Source organism: Acinetobacter sp. YWS30-1 (genome assembly GCF_033558715.1).
GTDB lineage: Bacteria > Pseudomonadota > Gammaproteobacteria > Pseudomonadales > Moraxellaceae > Acinetobacter.
Genome location: NZ_CP114606.1, coordinates 73076 through 95050, shown reverse-complemented (window position 1 = coordinate 95050; position 21975 = coordinate 73076). Strand labels below are relative to the sequence as shown.

Sequence of the window (21975 nt, the reverse complement as noted above, 5' to 3'; positions counted from 1 at the left end):
GTTATTCGGTTTCCTTTTTTATGCAGTCGGATAAAAACTGTAAGAGCAGCGGAATTTTCTCCGCAAAATCATCCATACCATGGCTGCCATTGGCCTCGGTCATCAGCAGTGCAGGTGGACGAGCTGAACTATAATAGCGATGTGCTTCACGATAATCCAAAACTTCATCGCCTTGTTGTAACAGCACTAATATTTTGTCTGCATCTTGTGCAGTTGGTAGCGCCATAGCTTCGAGCTGGCCAAGATCTGCGTCATTCAGGCACCAGTTCGGATGAATCTGCAGAGGCAATTCATCATCAAACAGTTCACGAAACAGCTGCCATGGTCGCATTGCCGGATTGATCAGTACAGCCGGCACATGCGCTTGAGCGACCAGATATGTCGCATAGAATCCCCCAAGACTACTGCCGACCAATGCCACCTGATCCATCGACTGGATCAATTTAGAAATCTTCTGAATTGCAGTCATCGGCGGCATGTTCAAATCGGGTAAATGCACCTGAATATCCGGGTACTTGGCACAGTATTGTTCCAATAACTGGCCTTTAATCGAGCTACTACTACTCTTGAACCCATGCAGGTAAATGATATTCATCGGCAATCAATAAAAAACAAACAAAATGTCAAAATTTAATTTAAAAGTGTGAAATACACTTCATTTTATAACCACTTAATTGCTTAAATTGTCTGACAAAAAAGCCTTTAATGTTATGCAATTCTCGCTATTTTAAGAGTATTCCGAATAAATTGAGAATCAAGAATACTGAAAAAAGAATTTATACCGCGAAGTGCTCAAAAAAGAAAGATGTCTACGGCTCATATAAAGGATAGGATCAAATGCCAAGTTTAACGCCATTGCATGAAACCTATTGTCGATGGGACCGAACTCCGCTTAGCCAGGCAGATGTCCTGGAAGGCCTGGCACAATTGGTCACCATGCGCTTTAGTGATGTAGTACAGGAGCTGATTAAATCGATTCAGCGTGAAATTTTAATGAGCGTATTCGGGCTGAGTGAAAAAAATTCCAAAACTTTCCAGAATATTCCTTATATCGTACGTCTGTATCAAATGTCTTATGACATGATCTTTCATTATGGCAATACCCTGATTGCGCCTGGACTGCGTCGTATTATTGAAAGATTTCCTAAATTACATAATAAACCCCTGACCCCGACCATGCATTTTATGGTCAGTGCCCTGAACGGGATTATTGGCGATTATCTGCTGAAATATCAGAATCCCCTCGCCCTGCCGATGCTCATTTACGATCATTATGGTTCTCTGCAACAAGGTGAGCTAACTGGACGCATTACCCTATTTGTACATGGTCTGTGCATGAACCATCTGGACTGGTCAACCCGCAAATATCCGGGTATTGGGGAAAAATTACTGGCACAGCGTGACCATAACACCATGCTGTACCTGAATTACAATACCGGACGCCGCATTTCAGCCAATGGCCGCAGTCTGGCCAATGCCTTGCAGGATCTGGTCAAACGTAATCCAGGAATTACCAGTATTGATCTGATCGGACACAGTATGGGCGGTCTGGTGTCACGCAGCGCCTTGTTCTATGGCAAACAAAATGTCTATGACTGGATTCCGATGGTAGAAAATCTGGTCTGTCTGGGCTCACCGCATCATGGTGCGGTACTGGAACGTTTTGGTTTTAGTTTGCAGGAAAAGCTCGGACATTTTCCTTTAGTGAAAATTGTGGGACATGTGGTGAATATTCGCAGTAACGGAATTCTAGACTTACGTCATGGCAGCGTCCGGGATGATGACTGGGAACACAATCCGGTACGGATTGGCTTTATGGACGACAACCGTAAACCGGCACCGATTCCTGCGCATATTGATGCCTATCTGGTGGCAGGTACGATCGAGTTTGAACACCATACCAACAAAACGCTTAATGTGATCGGTGATTATCTGGTCAGTGTCAAAAGTGCCTTGGGCGAACATCCCCATCCGCGTTTTGATCTGAAAGTACCCGACGCACATAAGGCGATTTTCTATGGACTGAATCATTTTGAAATTCAGTATCATCCACTGGTGGCCGAACAGATTGTGCGCTGGTTCTATCCAAGTGTGGAAGATGAAACCTATACGCAAATTCATGAATACGTGACCGATCTGGACAGTATTGAAGGCATTGCCCTAACATGATTGAAGGTAAAAAATTTGGTTCGCCTCTAAGAGAGTGATAAAAAAAAGCCAGTCTGTAGACTGGCTTTTTTGATTCCAATTTTGAAAATCAGTATTTATCTCTTAAACGTTTGACGGGCGCAGTCTGATATTTGCGGAATAACTGCCACAGGCTGATCAGCAATAAAATACTGAAGAACATCAATGACCAGACCGGTAAAGATTGCCCCAGGAACGTCCAGTCAATTGCGGCACATTCACCTGAACCGTTTAATACCTGCTGTAATACCGATTTCATCGGCAAAGTTTCCAGCCAGTAATCCAGACCTGGGCCACAGCTCGGCACTTGATCTGGGGGCAGGTTCTGTAGCCAGACATGCCGTGCAGCGACACCGACTGACCATAAGATACTCAGCGAGCCTAAGAAAGCATAACCACGCTTCATGGCATTGGATTTCGGATTATGCAGCAAGGCAATCAGGGAAATAATCCCTAGTCCGATCAATCCGATTCGTTGAAACACACACAATGGGCAAGGGTTCAGACCCTGTCCATGCTCAAGATATAAAGCAAATGCCATCCCGGCAACAGATGCCAAAAACAACACACCACTCACGAAGCGATAACCCCATTGCATGGTTAATCCTCTTATTTATTATCGATATTGGGCTAAATATTCAGTAAAACTGATCGTGTTATCTTGCTCGAGCTGCTGTTGTTGCTGCAATGACTTTTGTGACAATTCATTGAAATATTTAAGTGTTTCTTTGCTTAATCGATGTGATTCATAGAGATTGCTATGCTGATGGGCCAAATGCTGGCCAAACTGCCACATGCTGCTGTGGCTACGAATATCTCCGACAATCAGGGCTGACAAGGTCGCATCAACTTCATCGACACGGATCTGCATGGCTTGCATAGCATTGCTATATAGATCAGTTTCATAAGCCTGATCGAGCAATTGAGCCAGTGGCTGCATACGTTGCAAATGCAGATTACACCAGTCTTCAATCATATAGCGCTGGCCATTTTCCATAATCGCAGCGTTATAGGCGCGGCCACGATTGACCACTTCAGCCTGATTCTGGTCAATGATTTCCTGTTCGGCATCCAGCAATGCCGGGCTGTCTTGCAATAAGCAGTACAGTGCCACTACTTCCAGGAAGCCGGCAGTATCTTCATTGATCCCGATCGCGCTATACGGATTGACATCTACAGCACGCAGCTCAACATAGCCGATCCCGCGATTTTGCAAGGCTTGCGATGGAGTTTCACCTTCTTTAGGTACCTGCTTTGGACGCACCAGACTGTAGTATTCATTTTCAATCTGTAGCACATGGTCATTGATCTGAATTGGCTGACCATTGGCATCATCCAGACCCAGACGGGTAAACTGTTTGTACGGTGTTCTGACCGCTTTTTGCAGACCTTCCAGATAATCCTGCAGATTATTGTAGTGAATACCCAGCTGTTTCTGCGCTGAATTCTGGTAGCCAAAGCGTCCCATCCGTAATGCAGTCGAATAAGGCGTATATAAAGTACCGCGTACCAGCGGGAATAAATGGTGATCGCGTCCGGTCATAAAACACTGGCAAACGGCTGGACTGGCGCCAACCAGAAAAATCACCAATGGGGTTAAACGAATAAAGTTACGGATCAGCCCCATATAACGATGGCTGCGATAATCCTGCAGACTTAAAGCGCGCAGCTCTTCATCAGTTTCCTGTTCCTGGAGCGCTATAAAGAAATGATCCGGGAAAGACAGATTATAGTGAACCCCGGAAATGGTCTGCATACGACGGCCATAACGCACGCCTAAACCATGACGATACAGCGTTTTAAATAAACCAATATTGGAGCTGCCATATTGCGCTAGCGGGATATTTTCATCCTTGCTGTCGAGCATACATGGCATAGACATCGGCCAGAGCTTTTCATCATTTTTCAGATGACGGTGTACAAAGGCATGAATGTCGGTCAGATAGTTGAGAGCTTCAGTAATACTCTCTTTCGGTGGAGTAATAAACTCCATCAAGGCTTCAGAATAATCGGTCGTAATATGCGGATGTGTCAGAGCTGAACCTAAGGCATGAGGATGCGGTTCCTGTGACAGGAAACCATTGCTTTGCATACGCAAGCTCTCACGCTCGATACCGCGCAGCATTCCTTTGATGAGCGACGAATCTACCCATTCCGGTAATACATCATGGGCAGTCGATTCAGGTTGACTCATTACAATCTCGCTTAATGGGGGTAACTATTAAAATAGAATCATCGGTTTAGCTTAGTATACCGCGATTTCCAGACAGCACATGCTGCCCTGCCTAGTTTTCAAGCAAACCATTGATTTTTAGTTGGGCAAATTTTTAACACAAAGTTTCTCTATAAGACATGTGAAATTTGTGATTTTATTAACAAATAAATGCTAATAAATTGTAAACATTATGAATTATCAAGATATTTTAGACTTCTGGTTTAGTCCTGAAACTCAACCCAACTGGTTTGCCAAAAGTGACCAGTTCGACCAAAGTTTGAAGGAAAAATTTGGTGATATTCTGGAACAGGCGAGTAGAGCTGAACTATGGTCATGGCGTAAGAATGCTGATGGTCGATTAGCTGAAATCATTGTTCTGGACCAGTTCTCACGCAATATTTTTCGGGATACGCCGCGTGCTTTTGCTCAGGATAGTCTGGCTTTGGCACTGGCTCAGGAAGCCATCAGCCAGGATCTGGATAAACAGCTGAGTCCGGAGCAACGTTCCTTTCTTTATATGCCTTTCATGCATAGCGAGTCTCAATTAATCCATGAATTTGCGCTAAAATTATTTCAGCGCCTCGGCAATCCAGAAAACCTCGAATATGAAATCAAGCATAAAATCATTATTGACCGTTTCGGACGCTACCCACATCGCAACCAGATTCTGGGCCGTGAATCCACCGAGGAAGAATTGAGTTTCCTGACCCAGCCAGATAGCAGCTTCTAGAGGTCTGTAACTCGCTGGATCATCCTATCAGGAGAACGAAGATGAAAAAGACCGTCATTGCCCTGACCCTTGCGACGACTGCCCTGCTTTCTGGCTGTGCAACGATACCGTCCAAGCCGCTTACCTTTGACCAGCTCGGCCAGTACAGCACTACTCCACTGAATGCCAACACTTATCGCATCAGTTTTCAGGCGCGACCTAATATGAGTTTCGGTACAGCCGAAGAAATTACCCTGCTGAAAGCCGCGCAGACCACAGTTCAGAACGGTTTCCAGTTTTTCCGGGTACTGAACGATCCAAGCAACCGTACCCAGCAACCACCGCGTCAGGCGATTGTCTATCCGGCGCCTAGCGTCTATCCATACGGCTATTATCGTCCTTATGGTTATTCCCGTCGCTATCCGGGATTCTGGCCCGATCCATTCTATGACCAGCCCTATACTGTCACTTTAGATCCTGCTCAAGTGGCTTATACCATTGAGTGCTTTAAAGCCGGTCAGGAGCCGAAAGATGCCTTTGATGCCCGCTTGATTTTACAATCACTTGGCGCTAAATATGGAGTAAGTCCATCCGGCCAAGTACTCCAACCGCAGCCGGCCACGCCCTAATAACAGGATGATTTATGCAGAAAGAGCAGCCGTCACCGAGCTTACAACGCAGTAAACGTTTTGCGACTATTGCACTGGTCGTCGCAGTACTGGCTTGGCTGGCGCTGATGATTACTGCCAAACTGCTGCCTGAATATGTCTGGCTGATTCATATTCTGATGCTCTCTGCCGAAGCAGGTGTAGTCGGTGGTCTGGCGGACTGGTATGCAATTACCGTGCTGTTCCGCAATCCTTTTGGCCGGCTACCGATTCCAAAATTTTTACGTGACCATACTGAAATTATTCCACGCAATAAGGCCCGGATTGCCGAATCTATGGGGCGCTTTGTGCAGGAAAATTTCCTTTCCCCGCAAATTGTGCAGCGCAGTCTGGCCAGTACCGATTTAAGTCTGGCTGCTGGCCGCTGGCTGGCCAATCCGCAGAATAATGCTCAAGTCACACAAGTGATTCAGCAGACCGTACCCAAAGTATTTGAATTTGTCGGGCAGGAACAGATCGCCGGATTTATTCAGAGCAATAGTGTGCAATGGGTCAAAAACACCCAGATCAATACCCTGGCCAGCGAAATGCTGCGCGCTGTTTTGGAAAATGATTTCCATCAGGATGTGCTGCAACGCGGCCTAGATGTGGTACATGCCTGGATGACTTCACATCCAGAACAAACCCGTGAGCTGACCCGCACTTTATTCAAGGAAATGGGCGTCTGGCGTCTGGCCAAAGGCGCCAGCTGGATCGGTATTGATGTGCAGCAACGCAGTATCGATTCGGTGATTCAGCGGGTGGAAGCCATGCTGGCAGATCCCGACCATCCGTGGCGGCTTAAAATTGAAGAAACAGCTCAAGAATTGATGCAGCAATTGGCAGATTCTGAAAGTATGGCCAGCCAGCGACTGAATGAAACTAAAGATGCCCTGCTTGACAGTCCGCAAGTGCTAAATTTTATCAGTGGTGCAGTGGTCATTTTATGCGATGCCATCAAAGCAGATTTGCAAAAGTCGGATTCGGGGATTGCGGAGAATCTGCGAGTCGCCATTCAGCAAGTCGGTGAAAATATTATTTCAAATACTTCAGTGCGTGAGTTGCTGAATAACCGTCTCAGTGGTATCGCTGTCGATTTGAGTGACCAGTACAGTGAGAAAGTGATCCGTTTTATCAGTGAACGTATTCATGAATGGGATTCGACTGAGATGATCGACAAGATTGAAAACGAAGTCGGTGGTGACCTGCATATGATCCGGGTTAATGGTGTCGTGGTCGGGGCCTGTATTGGTCTGATCCTTGGAATCATCCGTGCTGCAGTCGAGCATCTGATTTAATTGATTTTTAGTTAGAGAGCCCATCTGTTAGTGAATGCTTTTTACCTTCTAGAACTTCTTTCTTAATTCTCATTGATAGAAAACAATTATTTGGGTGGCTGATTTCCTGACATATCGACCAGCAAGCCGGCAAATTTGCGTACAAAAGGTAAAAGCGTCACCACAATCGGAAAAGCAATCGCCCAGGAAATCATCCAGTTATGAAACCAGAGGGCCATAAAGCCCTCAATCCAGCCCAGATTGCGCAGCATGTTAATCATGGAAATAATTCCACTCATCAGGCAGGACAAGATAAAAGGCACAATGACCAAGGCCCATTTGGCTGGAAGTTTGGGAATATTGCCGATGATGGTCGGACGCTGTTTTGAATCCATGCTGACTCTTTTTATAGTTTCAATCAGGCTAATATAGGCCATTTTGATTGCTGGATGATTCATTTTTTATAGTAAAGTTTGCAACTTATTTATTCCCCTCTTTCTCATGTGATCCTTCATTGATGACCGACCGAGGGATAGAAACCATAGGCTGCTAATCGTATATTTTTTATTCCCCATAAATGGTTTTACCTAAAGAGTCGGAAATTTGCTATATTTGCTGTTTTTCTGCGATATCTATTTTCGACTGATTATGAATACGGCAATCCAAGCAGCTCTCGATCATGCAGTGCAAACTTTACAGGCACAAAACGTACTCCCATCTGACTGGAACAATACAAGTAATTTGACGCGTACCAAAGACCGCAGCCACGGTGACTTTGCATCAAATATTGCCATGATCGCGTCTAAAGCTGCGGGTATGAAACCGCGTGATTTAGCAGAAAAAATTCTTGCTGCCCTGCCTGAAGTGGCGGATATCAGCAAGGCAGAAATTGCAGGCCCAGGCTTTATTAACTTCTTTTTAAATGCAGACCAGCGTTTTGCTGTGCTGGATCAGATTCAGGCTCAACAGGCAACATATGGTCGTACCCAGGCCAATGCGGAAAAACGCGTTCAGGTTGAATTTGTGTCTGCGAACCCGACTTCCAGCCTGCATGTAGGTCATGGTCGTGGCGCTGCTTATGGTATGACTGTTGCAAATCTGCTTGAAGCGACAGGTGCCAAAGTTGACCGTGAATATTATGTCAACGACGCTGGCCGTCAGATGGATATTCTGGCGACTTCAACTTACTTACGTTATTTAGAATTGACGGGTCAGGAACTGGTGTTCCCGAAAAATGCCTATCAAGGTGATTACGTTAAAGAAATCGCACAAAGCATTATTGATCAAGACGGCGATATCTATGTTCGCCCTGTTGCAGACGTTTATAAAGATGTCCCTGAAGACGTACAGTATGCTGCCGAACCGGATGCTGAAGGCAATAAAGTAGTTGTTTCAGGCGATAAAGAAAAACACATTGATGGCCTGATCTTCAACTCACAAACCTTATTAAATGAAGGTTACCGCGTCTTCCATCAGGCTGCATTAAAAGCCATTCTTGATGATATTAAAGATGACCTCGGTGAATTCGGAGTGACTTTCAATCAATGGTTTAGCGAAGCAACTTTGACTGAAAAAATTGGTGAAGCGCTACAAACTCTAGATCAGCGAGGCTTCCTGTATGAAAAAGATGGCAACATCTGGTTCAAGTCAACTGAATTTGGTGATGAAAAAGACCGCGTAGTGAAACGCCGTAATGGTCAAACCACTTATTTCGCGTCTGATATTGCGTATCACCTAAACAAATTACAACGTGGCTATACCGATATCATTGATATCTGGGGTTCAGATCACCACGGTTATATCGCACGTGTAAAAGCAGCGATTGATGCTCTGGGCTATGACTCGAAAAAACTGACTGTACTTCTGGTTCAGTTTGTCAGCCTGTGGCGTGGTGGCGAGATGGTACAAATGTCCTCTCGTTCAGGCCAGTTCGTGACTTTGCGTGACCTGCGCAAAGAAGTCGGTAATGATGCAGCACGTTTCTACTATGTCATGCGTAAATCTGAACAGCACATTGACTTCGACCTTGACCTTGCCGTATCTCAAAGCAAGGACAATGCCGTGTATTACATCCAGTATGCGCATGCGCGGATCTGCCGTATGTTAGAAAAGGCAGCCTCTACAGGTGTGAACTTTGATGCAGCCACTGCACGTGGTCTGGCAGCCAAACTTGAGCTGGAAGCGGAGACTGAAATTCTGGCAAAGCTGGCAGCTTATCCAGAGATTGTCGTTCGTGCTGCAAACAGCTATGAACCGCATCAGATTGGTAACTACCTGAAAGAGCTGGCTGCGCTGTTCCATGGCTGGTACAACGACAACAAGGTTCTGGGCGATGATGCAGAATTAACTCAGGCACGTTTACTGTTATCTGTAAATGTTCGCCAGGTGCTGCGTAACGGTCTGGAACTGCTTGGTGTATCTGCGCCTGAGAGCATGTAAGCAAAACACTGTTTTGCATGCTCGCAAGGCGAGAGCTAAGCTCGAAGCGAAAATGTAAAGCACTGCTTTTACATTGACGCAAGACGGAGAGCTCTGCTCGAAGTCAGCATGCTAGTCATTGCCGTTTATCTGCTGAATAAATATTTTGTAACTTTAGCTATGTGTTTGAAGATGCAGATAAATTAAAATTCTGTGTGATTTGTGATCTAGATAATGACTTTTCTATCACGATCACATAGGATGAAGTCATAGTAGAGGCATAACTGCTGTTATGCCTTTTCTATTTGCCCCGATAAATAAGAGGAAATCCCAAGTGTTTGGAAAAACGCAGCGCGGTGTATCTGAAAGACCGAATAAGCCCAAAAAGCCACTTATTCCTACCTGGCTCGGCACACTCGTGATCATTTTAATCGTGTTAAGTTTTTTAATGGCACTCATGCTGTGGAAGCCATGGGAACCTGTTAAACCTAAAAACCAGGCTACGGCTGAGCATTCTCAAGAAGAAGATACCAATAAAGACTACCGTTTTTATGATCTGTTGCCACAGCAGCAAGTGACACCGATTCCTGAAGAGGCGGTTCCTGAAGCAAAAAATCAGGAAGCAGTGGTGATTGTAGAGGCACCAAGACCTGAAGTTGATGAATCAGAAACAGCAACTGAGCCAGGTCTGGATGCAACCGAAGCCCCAACTCCTGCTTCTGCAAGCTATATTTTACAAGTTCGTAGTTTTGATGACCCGGATCAGGCAGATGCCCGCCGTGCAGAAATCATTCTCAACGGTTTATCTGCAGATGTAGTCCGCAGTGTGGAAAATGGCAAGGTTTGGTATCGTGTCGTGTCTGGACCTTATGATTCAGCAGAATCTGCGATTATTGCACAGCAAACCTTACAGCACAGTGGTATCGATTCGATCGTTGTCAAACGATAAAGTTTAGAAAATAAAAAAGCGCCAGATGGCGCTTTTTTTTGAATCTTTTATCTCCTCCCTTTTTTAAAGGGAGGTTGGGAGGGATTTTAATTTTTTAACTCCCTCTTGCGAAGCAAGGCTTCTCACCTTTTTCAAAGGGAAAGAATCTAAGGGATATTTGTTATCATGAGATTCCCTCCTAAGCAAGCTTTGAAGCACTGCTTTGAATTGAAACGCAAGAGGAGGAAATTAGAATATTTAATCTCCCTCAATCCCCCTTTTTCAAAGGGGGAAGCAACATAACAGGAGATTAAAAGCTTTTTATAGGGTATGACCCAACGCCTCACCCATCAATACGGTTGAATTGGCTTTAAATTTCTCATCCCATTGCATCTTGTTTTCCTCAAACAGGATAACGGCGGTTGAACCTAGGTAAAAACGACCCAGTTCAGCGCCTTTTTCAAGGAATAAATTGTGCTGGTTTAGCTCGATACGACCAGATGGTTTTACCTTGCCAGTCGCCACAGTTTCAATACCAGCCACAATCATCGCACCAACTAGAACCACTGCCATACGACCAAGTTCGGTATCAAACAGACATACCATACGTTCATTACGGGCAAACAGACCTGGAATATTTTCGGCTGTGGTCTGGTTGACCGAGAACAGTTCACCCGGCACATATAAAGTTTCAGTCAGAGTCCCGGCAAATGGCATGTGAACACGATGATAGTCACGTGGTGACAGATACACCGTCGCAAACTCACCATTCTTGAATGGTTCTGCCAGTTGCGGATCAGCAATCAGGTTTTCAACCGTAAACTTCTGGCCTTTGGCCTGAAACACATCGCCATTTTCAATTTTACCCAGTTGGGAAATTGCGCCATCTGCCGGAGACACAATTGCGGTTGAATCAGCATCGACCGCACGCACTCCAGTTCTTAATCCACGGGTAAAGAAATCATTAAATGATTTGAATTTCAGGGCATTGGTTTGCTCAGCAATCGACATATCAATCCCGTATTTGGTCTTGAATGCTGCGATCACGGCTGTTTTTACAATCGGATTTTCGCTGGCTGCAATTTTTCCCACCACACGGGACAGGCGATGCTGTGGCACCACTTTTTGGGCCTGGATAAACAGTTGTTGTTTTAGACGCGATGTGATGCTCAAGATGGCACCTCTCCTGTAGCGATTGGACTATCGAGGCGGTTGCCCCATTCACTCCACGCACCATCATAGGCTCGAATCTTCCAGCCGAATAAGCGCCCCAGAATATAAGCCAGACCTGAACGGTGATGGGACTGACAATACACCACAACCGGCTGATCCAGATCAAATCCCAGTTGTTCCAGACGCTGCTGAGTACGTGGTAAAGGATGTAATTTTAAATGATTTTGCCGGTTAAGGGCAGTACTCCACTCAAAATGACGTGCGCCCGGGATGTGACCACCGCGTCGCGCAGCCAGACGCAGGCCAGTGTATTCATCTTCTGTACGACAATCCCATACCTGAATTTTTTCATTTTCAATGAGTGGTTTTAATTCATCATAATCAATCTGAAACTCAGCCTTTCTTTCAAGATTGACTGGAACCAGATGATCGACAGGTATAAAGGTTTCCTGATCCGATGAAGTCGGTAGTCCCGCACCCAGCCAGGCATGAATGCCGCCATTGAGTAAACTGGTATTTTCAAAGCCCAAACAATGCAGGTTCCAGAGCAGACGCCCTGCCCACGCACCGCCTTCATCATCATAAGCTACGACATGATGTTCAGGAGAAATATTCAGGTAACGAATTAAAGCTTCCAGCCCTTCTGCATCCGGTAACAGGCCCATGGCTGTTTCTTCCTGACGAACCAGCAGCTTGGGTTGCAGATGTAAGGCATGTGGAATATGCAATTGTTCATAAACCGACGCCCGGCTTAAATCAACAATTCGAAGTTTTTCATTTCCCAAATGTGGAACCAAATCTTCTGCTTCAATCAGCAGACCAAAGTCAAAGGCGGAAGCTGTCATCTTAGTAGTTGTCATTGCGGTCAAATCCTTTTGATCTTAGCACAGCTCATTTTTTCAATTATGTTGTTTTTATCTAGATCCTTAGCATAATTTTAGCTAAAGCTGATTTAAGAAAGACCATCATCCAAGAAAAAACCGCCTCATGATTGAAGCGGTTTTTTGAATCAAGCAGAGATTTTTAGACAGGTTCTGAGATATTGAACACCTGACGCAAATATGCCAGGAAAGTATCATTATCCGTCATGGTTTTTCCTGGGCTATCGGAGATTTTCGCTACCGACTGACGGTTGCATTCCACCAGTTTCAATACGATATTTAGCGGCGTCTGCCCCATGTCATTGGTCAGATTGGTGCCGATCCCGAAGCTGACCTGAAAGCGATCTTTAAAGTATTGATGCAATTTCCAGGCTTTTTCCAGATTCAGGCCATCACTAAAAGTCAGCATTTTGGTTTTGCTGTCAATTTTCAGCTTTTTATAATGCTCATAAGCTTTGTCACCCCATTCATAGGGATCACCACTGTCATGGCGCAAACCATCAAACAGTTTGGCAAAGTACAGGTCAAAGTCACGCAGGAAAGCATCCATACCGACTACATCGGTCAAGGCAATTCCAAGGTCACCACGGTATTCCTGTACCCAGGTTTCCAGGGCGGCTTTCTGGAAATTACGCAGACGCACATCTAACGCCTGAAAGGCTTGCAGAAATTCATGCGCCATCGTCCCGATCGGGGTAATGCCCAACTCTTTGGCTAAGTACACATTACTGGTCCCACGGAACACGTGCGGTGCAGCTTTATTAAATTCTTCGACCACATGCTTTTGCCAGTCAAAACTATAACGACGGCGGGTACCAAAGTCCGAGACCAGGAATGGTGGATCATTCGGGTTCTGCGCGGCATCATACTGTTTTAAAAGTTCAATTTTAGCTTTTAAACGGCGCTCACCTTCAGCTAGCACTTCAGATGTACGAATGCGGCTAAAATACAGTTCATTCACAATGGCCAGTACAAAGATTTCAAACATCATTGCCTGAACCATGGGGCCTTCAATAGTAATATCCAGGCGGCCTTCATTGTCGATGGTGGCCTTAATAAAACGCCGTTTGAGCTGGAATAGTTCCAGATAATCCACAAAATCGCTTTTGATAAAACGCAGGCTGCGTAAATATTGTAATTCGTCTTCTTTAAATTTGAGCTGACACAGCAAATCCAGTTGGTGATTCAAATCATCCAGAATATCCGTCAGCGGATATTCCGTATCTTCCAGGTTGCGACAACGGAAATGATAGACACTATGCGTTTGTGGAAACTTGTGTAATACCACTTGTAGCATGGTGAATTTATACAAGTCAGTATCTAACAAAGAGTGGATAATTGGAGCCATAACTAAGGGAAATATCGCTGTGCTTATCCCGCATTAAAGCATAAAAGTTTAGGCAATATTGCAGGATTTACGTACAGCTAGCTGAATTATCGACAAAAGTTCAAGAAAATAAACTGCTTCCCACACAGTTATTTGACTGCTTTCAGCCCGTTTTCCTGTTCCTTGATAATTTTTTGTAGCTGCTTTTCCTGACCGATCACCTTGGCAAATTCAGCTGTGGTTTTTTGCCCGGTTTTCTTGGCTTGGCCATCACAGTCGACCTGACGCAGCTGTTTGGCAATGGCAAATTCCATTTTAAACAAGGCACCCATCAAGGCTGTATTGCCACGGTTGTCCCGGGCGCAGCGGTCTGCCCCTTTGGCCAGTAAGGTGGTCACAATATCCTGATGGCCATAATAGGTTGCCATCATCAACGAGGTATAACCATCTTGATTGCGTACATCGACTGGAAAGCCGTGCTTTAAAAATTCATTGATCACTTCGCTATTGCCGATTTTAGCAGCAGCAAAAAACAGATCGATCAATTCCTGTTGTGAGGTCATCTGAACGCTTGCCGCAGTTTTTGCAGGGGAGACATTCTTCACTTCAGCAGCAGTTGCGAATGCGGAACTAAAGGCAAGAATACTGGCTAGAAATGCGTGTGGCAGAACTTTCATGATGAACTCCAATAGAAATCGAAAGGAAAATTTAAGTTTTTAAAAACTCAATTGACCTGAGATGGAATGAAAAACAGAGTGCCTGTAAAACTCCCCCTAGGGTGCAGGAAAGGTTTGGAGTATTACAGGACTTTTTGGAGGTGATGCGCTAGGCCCTAGTCACCAGTTCTTCAAGACCAATCGGGATTAGTCTTTTAATTTTGCAGCTTTGGCTTTAACGATTGAGATGTCACCATTTACAGCTTTAGTCATGCGCATACCGTAGTCAGCATCTGCCTTATAGAAGTAAGACAACATGATGTGCTTGGTTTCTGAATCTTTGACATTGCCCAGATCAGCCGCCAGGTTCATGATCAGGTCATCTTTCTCTTTGGCAGTATATGAACGATACAAGTCACCTGCTTGCTTGAAGTTTTGCTCTTTAGTAGCGATCTGCTGAACATGACCAGTCAATGGTGTTTCAACTGCACGTGCTTTTTCAGTCGCCGGTTTAGGCTCTTTACGGCTTGGCTCGTAGTTCACATCAGAGTCACGCTCAGACACATTCATATGACCTTCCTGGTTGTTGTTGTTCACATTCACCACTGGACGGTTTACTGGAATTTGCTGATGGTTGGCACCTAGACGGTACATTTGTGTATCTGAATAAGAGAAGATACGGCCTTGAAGCAAACGGTCTTCAGAGGGTTCGATACCTGGTACCAGATTACCTGGTGCAAATGCAGCCTGTTCAGTTTCATTGAAGAAGTTCTTCGGCATACGGTTCAGCGTCAATGTACCGACTTTTACTTCTGGAACCAAATTGGTTGGCCAGATTTTGGTTGGGTCTAACGGATCGAAATCAAAGCTATTCAGATCTTTAGGATCAAGCACCTGAATATACAGATCCCATTTCGGGAAATTACCTGCATAGATGTTGTTATAAAGATCATTGGTCAAGTGATTGAAATCTTTACCTTGTTGCGCAGCCGCTTCTTTGACATTTAAGCCCTTCACGCCCTGTTTAGAGCGGAAGTTGAATTTCACGTACTTGTATTCGCCTTTGTCGTTATACAGTTTGTAGGCATGTACACCAAAACCGTCCTGTTCGCGGTAGCTGGTTGGGACACCTTGCTTGCCATAAACATAAGTCAGCATGTTGGTTGCCCAAGGCTGGCTAGACAGAAAGTCAAACACACGGTTGGCATCTTGTACGTTGGTGACGGGGCTTGGTTTCATCGCGTGGATGAAGTCCGGGAATTTGATCGCATCACGGATAAAGAAGACTGGTGTCTGGTTACCGACCAAGTCCCAGTTACCTTCCTGGGTATAGAATTTGATGGCGAAACCGTGCGGGTCACGTAGGGTCTCTGGTGAACCTTTACCATGAATGACGGTAGACATGCGCACAAAAACTGGAGTTTTGGTACCGGCCTTGAATAAAGAAGCAATTGTTAAATCAGACAGATCTTTCGTCGTAACGAATTCACCATAAGCACCCGTACCACGTGCGTGTACGACACGTTCAGGAATGCGCTCACGGCCAAAACGTTGCAGTTTTTGAACCAGTTGTACATCCTGCAGCAAAGTTGGACCTTGTGGACCCGCAGTGATCGAGTTCTGGTTATCACCGACTGGTGCCCCGTTATCTTTGGTTAATGGTGCAGCTTGTGCAGCTGTCACCGTTGCAAGCATTGCAACAAGTAATGAACGCTTAAACATTTCTAAATCTCTCAATTTAATACCTTTCCTGCATGCAGCTAAGATACTTGAGAGCAAAAAATAGATAAAACAGATAATTTTTATGATTATGATCGTGTTTTTAGATAGTTTAAAATATTATCAATGCTAATCAATCAATTAAGCCCATTTTTTAGACATTAACTTAATAACAGATGAGTCTGATCTTGCTACAATGGCGGCAATTTTGAATCTGACTAAAATTGATTATGCGTGCATTATTACAACGGGTACTGGAAGCCAAAGTCGTGGTCGATGGTGAAACCACCGGAGAAATTGGCAAAGGTATTCTGGTTTTTCTAGGTTTAGGTAAAGAAGACAATCTGGAAAAAGGCAAAAAACTGATTGATAAGATATTGAAATACCGTTTCTTTGATGATGAGCAGGGCAAGATGGGCTGGAATGTCAGTCAGGCCGGTGGCGGTTTACTGCTAGTGTCCCAATTTACCTTGATGGCGCAAACTCAAAAAGGCTTACGTCCGGATTTTGGTCCCGCCATGCCGCCAAGCGATGCCAAGGTCTTGTATGAACAGCTGGTTGAATATGCGCAGAGCCAGTTCGAAAATGTACAAACCGGTATTTTTGCGGCCGATATGAAAGTGCATCTGGTCAATGATGGGCCGGTAACGTTTAATCTGGAAGTTGAATAAACCGTCATTGTTCCAAAATGAAAAAAGCCCTCTTGATGAGGGCTTTTTTATGATAATCCTTCCCTAGCCCCTCCTTTAATTAAAGCAGGGGGATTAGGAGTTATTTACCAGTTTTTTCTTTAATAAACTGACGTGCCATTTTCACTTTTTCTTTAACTGGTTTTGGCAGTTTAGGTGGAATCATTTTCGCAACCTGGTTAAACCAGACCAGCAGACCAAAATCACCTTCCATTTTAATCGTGCCACTTTGCATACCGGTCATGAATGCAGTCGGATCACCTTTGAGCAACGTTTTTACGCCCTGTTCACTGTCAGCAAATTGCAGTACAAAATCAGCTTTTTCTGCATCACCTGAAACGGTATCGATATGACCATTATTCACAACGATCTGACGTGCCATTCCTTCATCTGTTCCGATCTGGATACGGAACTGGCGTTCATGTACCAATTCAATAAATTTCGGACTGGTACGCGCTAACTGCTTCATACGTAATGCAAGACCTGCGACCAGCAAATCAAGTGGATCGGTACTGAGGTCAACCAGAGGAAGTTTGAGCACAGGAATGGAGGACAGTTTCATGGAATTATGCCTATTCTAATTGTACGAAAATTGACAAATATCCTAGCATAGATCAAAGCCAGGCAGATGCAGGACTTTGTATCATATTTCTAAACGAAAAATGCACCCGCAGGTGCATTATTTCGCTGATATTAGAGAACTTAACGGCTAGATAGCTGCTGCTGGTCATCTTCATACACTGGTGTATGTTCGATATAACGGCGTTTAGCCAAAGCACGCTCTGCACGTCGATCTTCACGCAATAACAGTAAGGTCACTACGACCATCACGGCCGTTAAAGCTGTCAGATAGCTATATGTCATCGGGAGCTCAAACAAGGCTTGAGTACCTACTCGAATCACTTCGATCAGGCCCCAGGCTAGCATTCCCGCAGCCATAAAACTTAACCAGCGACGATAAGGCGAGAAGAAAACAGCAAGCACAGCCGCGGCGACTAAACTAAAGCCTACGAGAGTTGCTAGATTCGCTGTTACCATATAAACCCCTCCATCCAAAAGGATAGTGTGTATGCTTGATATTGCAACCGTCCTACCTATTGAATTTCGTTAAATCAATAAAATGGAATGTGTCGATTTGTATCTCTATGCATGCATTATGCTGAGTTTTTTGCATAAAAAAAGTCCTGTTTTCTCCCCTTACGACATACTCTGTCGCGATATTATTTTGTCATTACATTTTTTATTTTCACAGTATTTGTGGATCAATTGCTGCGTCGATGTTGGCGTGTCATTACAAAATCATATGCCCTTTCATCGACTTAAAAAAAATATTTTCCGTTTAAGATGATCGGGGTATTTATAGACAAGCTGCGCCGTCCCTCGATAAAAGTTAAGCTAAAAATATAAAAAAACGCGACCCTAAGGCCGCGTTGGATTTCACCGAAAAGCTATGTGTTACGCGCGGCTCAGATCTTTATCATGTACACCGAGCAGGTAGAGCACACCATCCAGACCCACGCTGGAAATGGCCTGATTGGCATTCTGACGAACCAAAGGCTTGGCACGGAAAGCCACACCTAGGCCCGCAATTGAAAGCATTGGCAGGTCGTTGGCACCATCACCTACAGCAATGGTCTGTTCCAGAGAAATTCCCATATTGTCGGCAATTTCACGGAGCAATAAAGCCTTGCGTGCGCCATCCACAATATGACCTTTGACTTCGCCTGTCACCACGCCATCCTGCACATCCAGAACGTTGGCATGAACTTCATCAATTCCCAGTTTGGCTTGCAGATATTCTGCAAAATACTGGAATCCACCAGACAGAATTGCGGTACGGTAGCCCAGTGCTTTCAGGGTTGAAATCAGGCGTTCTGCACCTTCAGTCACGGTCAGACGCTCAGCAATTTTTGGCAATACCGATGCATCCATGCCTTTTAATAAAGCAACACGAGCACGGAAACTTTGCTGGAAGTCCAGCTCGCCCTGCATCGCGCGTTCAGTGATTTCAGAGACTTGGATACCGACACCAGCTTCGATCGCCAGCTCATCAATGACTTCCTGCTCGATCAGGGTCGAGTCCATGTCAAAGCAGACCAGACGACGGTTACGGCGGTAAGCATTATCTTCCTGTACTGCCACATCGACATTCAGGTTATTCGACAGGCTTAAGCAGGCTGCACGCATGGCTGCTGCATCCAGCATCTGGCCTTTCAGACCAAACTGTACACAGGCACGTTTAGGGCCAGTATTGGAACCATCCAGCTCAGGACGGCCAGAAAGACGGGTCACGGTTTCAATATTGAAGCCCTGACTCGACACGATTTTGGTCACGGCTTGCAGATGAGAGGCATTTAATTCCGGGGCCAATGCCGTTACGATATAACGCGTGCGGCCACCCTCTCTTACCCACTGTTCATATTCAGCAGCAGAGATTGGTTTAAAGCGCACTGTTAACCCGATATCATGTGCTAGAATCAGGATTTCCTTCATGGCTAATGCTGTTGCAGTTTGGTCATCAGACGATACAACAATACCTAAGGTCAGTTGATTATGAATGACCGCTTGCCCCACATCTAGAATCTGTAAGGAATGAGCGGACAAAACCTGCATTAATCGTGTAAATTGATTAGGCTGGTCGGGTCCTAAGAATGATATAAGAATGATTTCTCGCATGAATTGACTCGGGTCTGAGCTACAACTATTGTTAGAATCATAATCGAAATTGAACAGAATTGCCTTGGAAGTTTACGTTGAATGCGCCTAGACAAGGGCTATTTGCTAGCCTACTGATTGTAAGTTTTGCTCTGCATACCTTTTTACTGGTATTGGCAACGACTCACCAACTGAATGATAACCGTGCCAACCAGGGACAGCTCATGACGAGCCAACTGGTCACAGACAGCCTGGCGGAGCTTGAACCGGCGAACCGCGTTTCTCTGGCACTTCTGGCCAACCGTTATGCGACTAACCCAAGCGTTGCTTCAATTCGTATCCTGGATGCGAATGGTCAGGTTTTAGCCACTGGTGGACTGACCAAGACCCGTGATGGGGAAGTTTTTGTCCGAGATGCCCTGCAAAACGAGAAAAAAGTCGGTGTGATTGAAATCACCCTGATTGAGCCAAGTATTGGTGAAATTCTCCGGACTCAATGGCTTGCCATTCTGTTCTCTTTCATTATTCATGGTTTGCTTTGGGTCGGTTATCGTGCGGTAGCGCGTCCAAGCCGTACCGAGTATCTGGCACGTATCAATAATGAATCGCGACTGAAATTCGAGATTCAGACTTTAACTCAGGCATTAGAACAGGAAAAGCATAATGCTGCCCTCGCCATTGCCCAGGCACAGCAAGCCCTGAAAAACAAACCGAAAGAAAAAGACAGTAAACCTGTGGTCCTAGATACCGATAGCCTGAGCTTGAACATTCAGTTCTATGATCCAAAACAGTTGCTAGATAGTGTGAATAAGACGGTATCGGTTCCTTATTTCAATCTGTGCCAGATTTTCCTGAACAAAGCTACTGAACTGTGCATCCAGCACTACAAACTGAACAGCACGGATATTTGTACCGTACACAAGTTTGATGAAAAAGGTGCCAGTATCAGTATTGCGGCAGAGAAGCCAGATGCCCTCGCCTGTCTGACCATGATCAGTTCAGTATTCCAGTTGCTTTCAGAAGTCCTGTATAAGCGTTATCGCGAAGAAAAACGTTTTGTCCTGCAGACACGTAGCGCAATTTCTTCAGCCGTTGAAGAAATGCAGCTTAATTCCGTTCAGGCTGCAGAACGTCTGGTTCAGCAACTAGTCGCTAAGGAAAGTGCACTGTATGTTCCTAATGCCCTGTTGAAACAAATCGCGGACCACTTTGAGCTGGTCAGCATGCCAAATCCGACCAATGTTCTGACCCGTCATGCCTTTGTGGTCAATGGGATGGATGCGGAAAGTGCTGAACTAGCGCAAAGCTTCAGAACCGAGATTCTCAAATCGAAACAGTCTAAAGCGTCCTAAGTCACAGAAAGCAAAAAGCCCGATTGAATATCGGGCTTTTTATATGAGAGAAATAAAATCTTCAGCAATCAGGATGTTATCTATCTGCGGAAGTATCTTGTGCTGATGCAGATTCAATTGTCTTACTTTTGGCGGCCCAGTACGTCGCCAAGGCGGGTCCAGAAATGTTATGCCATAGGCTGAAAATAGCACTTGGAACCGCAGTGATGGGAGACGCGGCAAAATGGGTCGCAGCCAACGCTACCCCTAAACCAGAATTCTGCATTCCCACTTCAATCGAAACCGCGCGACAATCGATTTCTGCCAGTTTCAATATTCGGCTTGCCCAATAACCCAACAAGTAGCCCATTCCATTGTGTAAAGCCACTAGACCCAAAATCATTAACCCGGATTCCAGAATCTGGGTTTTACTGCCAGCAATAATGGCCGCCACAATTGCGACAATGGCAATCACCGAAATTACTGGCATTACTTGGATATAGCCTTCTACCTTGGTTTTTAGAAGGGCACGGACAATCAAACCTAAAATGATTGGAAACAGCACCACTTGTAGAATCGAAATCAGCATAGATAAGGCATTAATTTCAATCCATTGGCTGGCCAGCAGATAAAAAATTGCCGGAGTCAAAAGCGGTGCCAATAAAGTTGATACCGAAGTACACGCCACAGACAAGGCCGTATTGCCTTTGGCCATATAGGTAATCACATTAGATGCCGTGCCACCTGGACAGCAGCCCACCAGAATCACACCAATCGCAATTTCAGCCGGAAGCTGGAATAGCTGACAGAGCAAAAAGGCTAACCCTGGCATCACCATAAACTGAGCCACGACCCCAATCGCAACGGCCTTGGGACTTTGCAAGATACTTTTAAAATCACCTGGCGTCATGGTCATGCCCATGCCGAACATGATCAGACCCAGCATCCAGGGAATATAGGCGCGTAACCAGACAAAAAGATCCGGCAGCATCAAGGCAATGGCTGAAAACAGAATGACCCATAGAGCAAAGGTCTTTTGGACAAACTGGCTAAATTGAAGAAGTGCTGACATGGGAAAATCCAAGTGTCATGAAAAAGAAATCAAGGCATCTGTGGATGCCTCAAAGTAAACAAACCATTGCATAATGGCAAATGGCCCTAAT

Annotated in this window: 21 protein-coding genes; 8 read left to right on the top strand and 13 right to left on the bottom strand. The window is 45.1% G+C overall.

Going from position 1 to position 21975, the window contains the following annotated elements; translation table 11 throughout:
• Position 1: 1 nt before the first annotated feature.
• Complete coding sequence (locus tag O4M77_RS00450; protein WP_166137509.1) at positions 2–595, bottom strand: YqiA/YcfP family alpha/beta fold hydrolase; 594 nt, start codon at positions 593–595, stop codon at positions 2–4.
• A gap of 242 nt (positions 596–837) precedes the next feature.
• Between O4M77_RS00450 and O4M77_RS00445 the strand changes: the two genes are divergently transcribed.
• Positions 838–2169 carry an alpha/beta hydrolase gene (locus O4M77_RS00445; RefSeq protein ID WP_166137513.1) on the top strand — a complete coding sequence of 444 codons (1332 nt, stop codon included), beginning with the start codon at positions 838–840 and terminating at the stop codon, positions 2167–2169.
• 88 nt (positions 2170–2257) lie between these two features.
• Here the strand turns inward: O4M77_RS00445 and O4M77_RS00440 are convergent, their stop codons facing one another.
• Positions 2258–2785, bottom strand: a complete 528-nt coding sequence (locus O4M77_RS00440; protein ID WP_166137516.1) for a disulfide bond formation protein B — start codon at positions 2783–2785, stop codon at positions 2258–2260.
• Positions 2786–2803: 18 nt separating this feature from the next.
• Complete coding sequence (gene gshA / locus O4M77_RS00435) at positions 2804–4381, bottom strand: glutamate--cysteine ligase (protein ID WP_159124207.1); 1578 nt, start codon at positions 4379–4381, stop codon at positions 2804–2806.
• Positions 4382–4592: 211 nt separating this feature from the next.
• Between gshA and O4M77_RS00430 the strand changes: the two genes are divergently transcribed.
• Genes O4M77_RS00430 through O4M77_RS00420 form a run of 3 tightly spaced genes read left to right on the top strand, consistent with a single transcriptional unit; the run spans position 4593 to position 7056 of the window.
• Entirely contained in the window at positions 4593–5132 is a 540-nt protein-coding gene (locus O4M77_RS00430) for a DUF924 family protein (protein ID WP_166137519.1), read from the top strand.
• 41 nt (positions 5133–5173) lie between these two features.
• A complete protein-coding gene (locus O4M77_RS00425; RefSeq protein WP_166137522.1) occupies positions 5174–5740 on the top strand; it encodes a CC0125/CC1285 family lipoprotein in 567 nt (188 codons plus the stop codon).
• A gap of 14 nt (positions 5741–5754) precedes the next feature.
• A complete protein-coding gene (locus tag O4M77_RS00420) occupies positions 5755–7056 on the top strand; it encodes a DUF445 domain-containing protein (RefSeq protein ID WP_159124210.1) in 1302 nt (433 codons plus the stop codon).
• Positions 7057–7142: 86 nt separating this feature from the next.
• On the opposite strand, the gene O4M77_RS00415 is transcribed toward O4M77_RS00420, so the two are convergent.
• Positions 7143–7430: a DUF2798 domain-containing protein gene (locus tag O4M77_RS00415; RefSeq protein ID WP_125278848.1), complete on the bottom strand. Its 288-nt coding sequence runs from the start codon at positions 7428–7430 to the stop codon at positions 7143–7145.
• A 253-nt stretch (positions 7431–7683) separates the two neighbouring features.
• On the opposite strand from O4M77_RS00415, the gene argS reads away from it, so the two are divergent.
• A complete protein-coding gene (gene argS / locus O4M77_RS00410; protein WP_166137525.1) occupies positions 7684–9474 on the top strand; it encodes an arginine--tRNA ligase in 1791 nt (596 codons plus the stop codon).
• Positions 9475–9787: 313 nt separating this feature from the next.
• Positions 9788–10402 (top strand): SPOR domain-containing protein, encoded by a 615-nt coding sequence (locus O4M77_RS00405; protein ID WP_159124212.1) that lies wholly within the window; start codon positions 9788–9790, stop codon positions 10400–10402.
• Between the two features lie 300 nt (positions 10403–10702).
• On the opposite strand, the gene asd is transcribed toward O4M77_RS00405, so the two are convergent.
• From asd to O4M77_RS00380, 5 genes are all read right to left on the bottom strand, one after another.
• A complete protein-coding gene (gene asd, locus O4M77_RS00400; protein WP_166137528.1) occupies positions 10703–11554 on the bottom strand; it encodes an archaetidylserine decarboxylase in 852 nt (283 codons plus the stop codon).
• On the bottom strand, positions 11551–12399 hold the full coding sequence (locus O4M77_RS00395; protein ID WP_323714075.1) for a sulfurtransferase: 849 nt from the start codon (positions 12397–12399) through the stop codon (positions 11551–11553). Before O4M77_RS00395 ends, asd begins: the two co-directional genes overlap by 4 nt.
• A gap of 178 nt (positions 12400–12577) precedes the next feature.
• Positions 12578–13783, bottom strand: coding sequence for a nicotinate phosphoribosyltransferase (pncB, locus tag O4M77_RS00390; protein ID WP_166137531.1), 1206 nt, complete (start codon positions 13781–13783; stop codon positions 12578–12580).
• A 128-nt stretch (positions 13784–13911) separates the two neighbouring features.
• Positions 13912–14439 carry an ankyrin repeat domain-containing protein gene (locus O4M77_RS00385; RefSeq protein WP_166137534.1) on the bottom strand — a complete coding sequence of 176 codons (528 nt, stop codon included), beginning with the start codon at positions 14437–14439 and terminating at the stop codon, positions 13912–13914.
• Between the two features lie 186 nt (positions 14440–14625).
• Positions 14626–16140, bottom strand: a complete 1515-nt coding sequence (locus O4M77_RS00380) for a catalase (RefSeq protein ID WP_166137610.1) — start codon at positions 16138–16140, stop codon at positions 14626–14628.
• Between the two features lie 227 nt (positions 16141–16367).
• On the opposite strand from O4M77_RS00380, the gene dtd reads away from it, so the two are divergent.
• Positions 16368–16808, top strand: a complete 441-nt coding sequence (dtd, locus tag O4M77_RS00375; RefSeq protein ID WP_004281259.1) for a D-aminoacyl-tRNA deacylase — start codon at positions 16368–16370, stop codon at positions 16806–16808.
• 100 nt (positions 16809–16908) lie between these two features.
• Here dtd and O4M77_RS00370 read toward each other — a convergent pair whose 3' ends face one another.
• The 3 genes from O4M77_RS00370 to serB form a co-directional block, all read right to left on the bottom strand.
• Complete coding sequence (locus O4M77_RS00370) at positions 16909–17388, bottom strand: SCP2 sterol-binding domain-containing protein (protein WP_004281258.1); 480 nt, start codon at positions 17386–17388, stop codon at positions 16909–16911.
• A 140-nt stretch (positions 17389–17528) separates the two neighbouring features.
• The gene (aciT, locus tag O4M77_RS00365) at positions 17529–17864 is read right to left on the bottom strand and encodes a ciprofloxacin tolerance protein AciT (RefSeq protein ID WP_034703185.1); all 336 of its coding nucleotides are present in this window, start codon (positions 17862–17864) and stop codon (positions 17529–17531) included.
• 417 nt (positions 17865–18281) lie between these two features.
• Positions 18282–19502 carry a phosphoserine phosphatase SerB gene (gene serB / locus O4M77_RS00360; RefSeq protein WP_166137537.1) on the bottom strand — a complete coding sequence of 407 codons (1221 nt, stop codon included), beginning with the start codon at positions 19500–19502 and terminating at the stop codon, positions 18282–18284.
• 77 nt (positions 19503–19579) lie between these two features.
• Between serB and O4M77_RS00355 the strand changes: the two genes are divergently transcribed.
• Positions 19580–20833 (top strand): hypothetical protein, encoded by a 1254-nt coding sequence (locus tag O4M77_RS00355; protein ID WP_166137543.1) that lies wholly within the window; start codon positions 19580–19582, stop codon positions 20831–20833.
• A 76-nt stretch (positions 20834–20909) separates the two neighbouring features.
• On the opposite strand, the gene O4M77_RS00350 is transcribed toward O4M77_RS00355, so the two are convergent.
• Positions 20910–21884, bottom strand: a complete 975-nt coding sequence (locus O4M77_RS00350; RefSeq protein ID WP_166137546.1) for a bile acid:sodium symporter family protein — start codon at positions 21882–21884, stop codon at positions 20910–20912.
• Positions 21885–21975 lie beyond the last annotated feature (91 nt).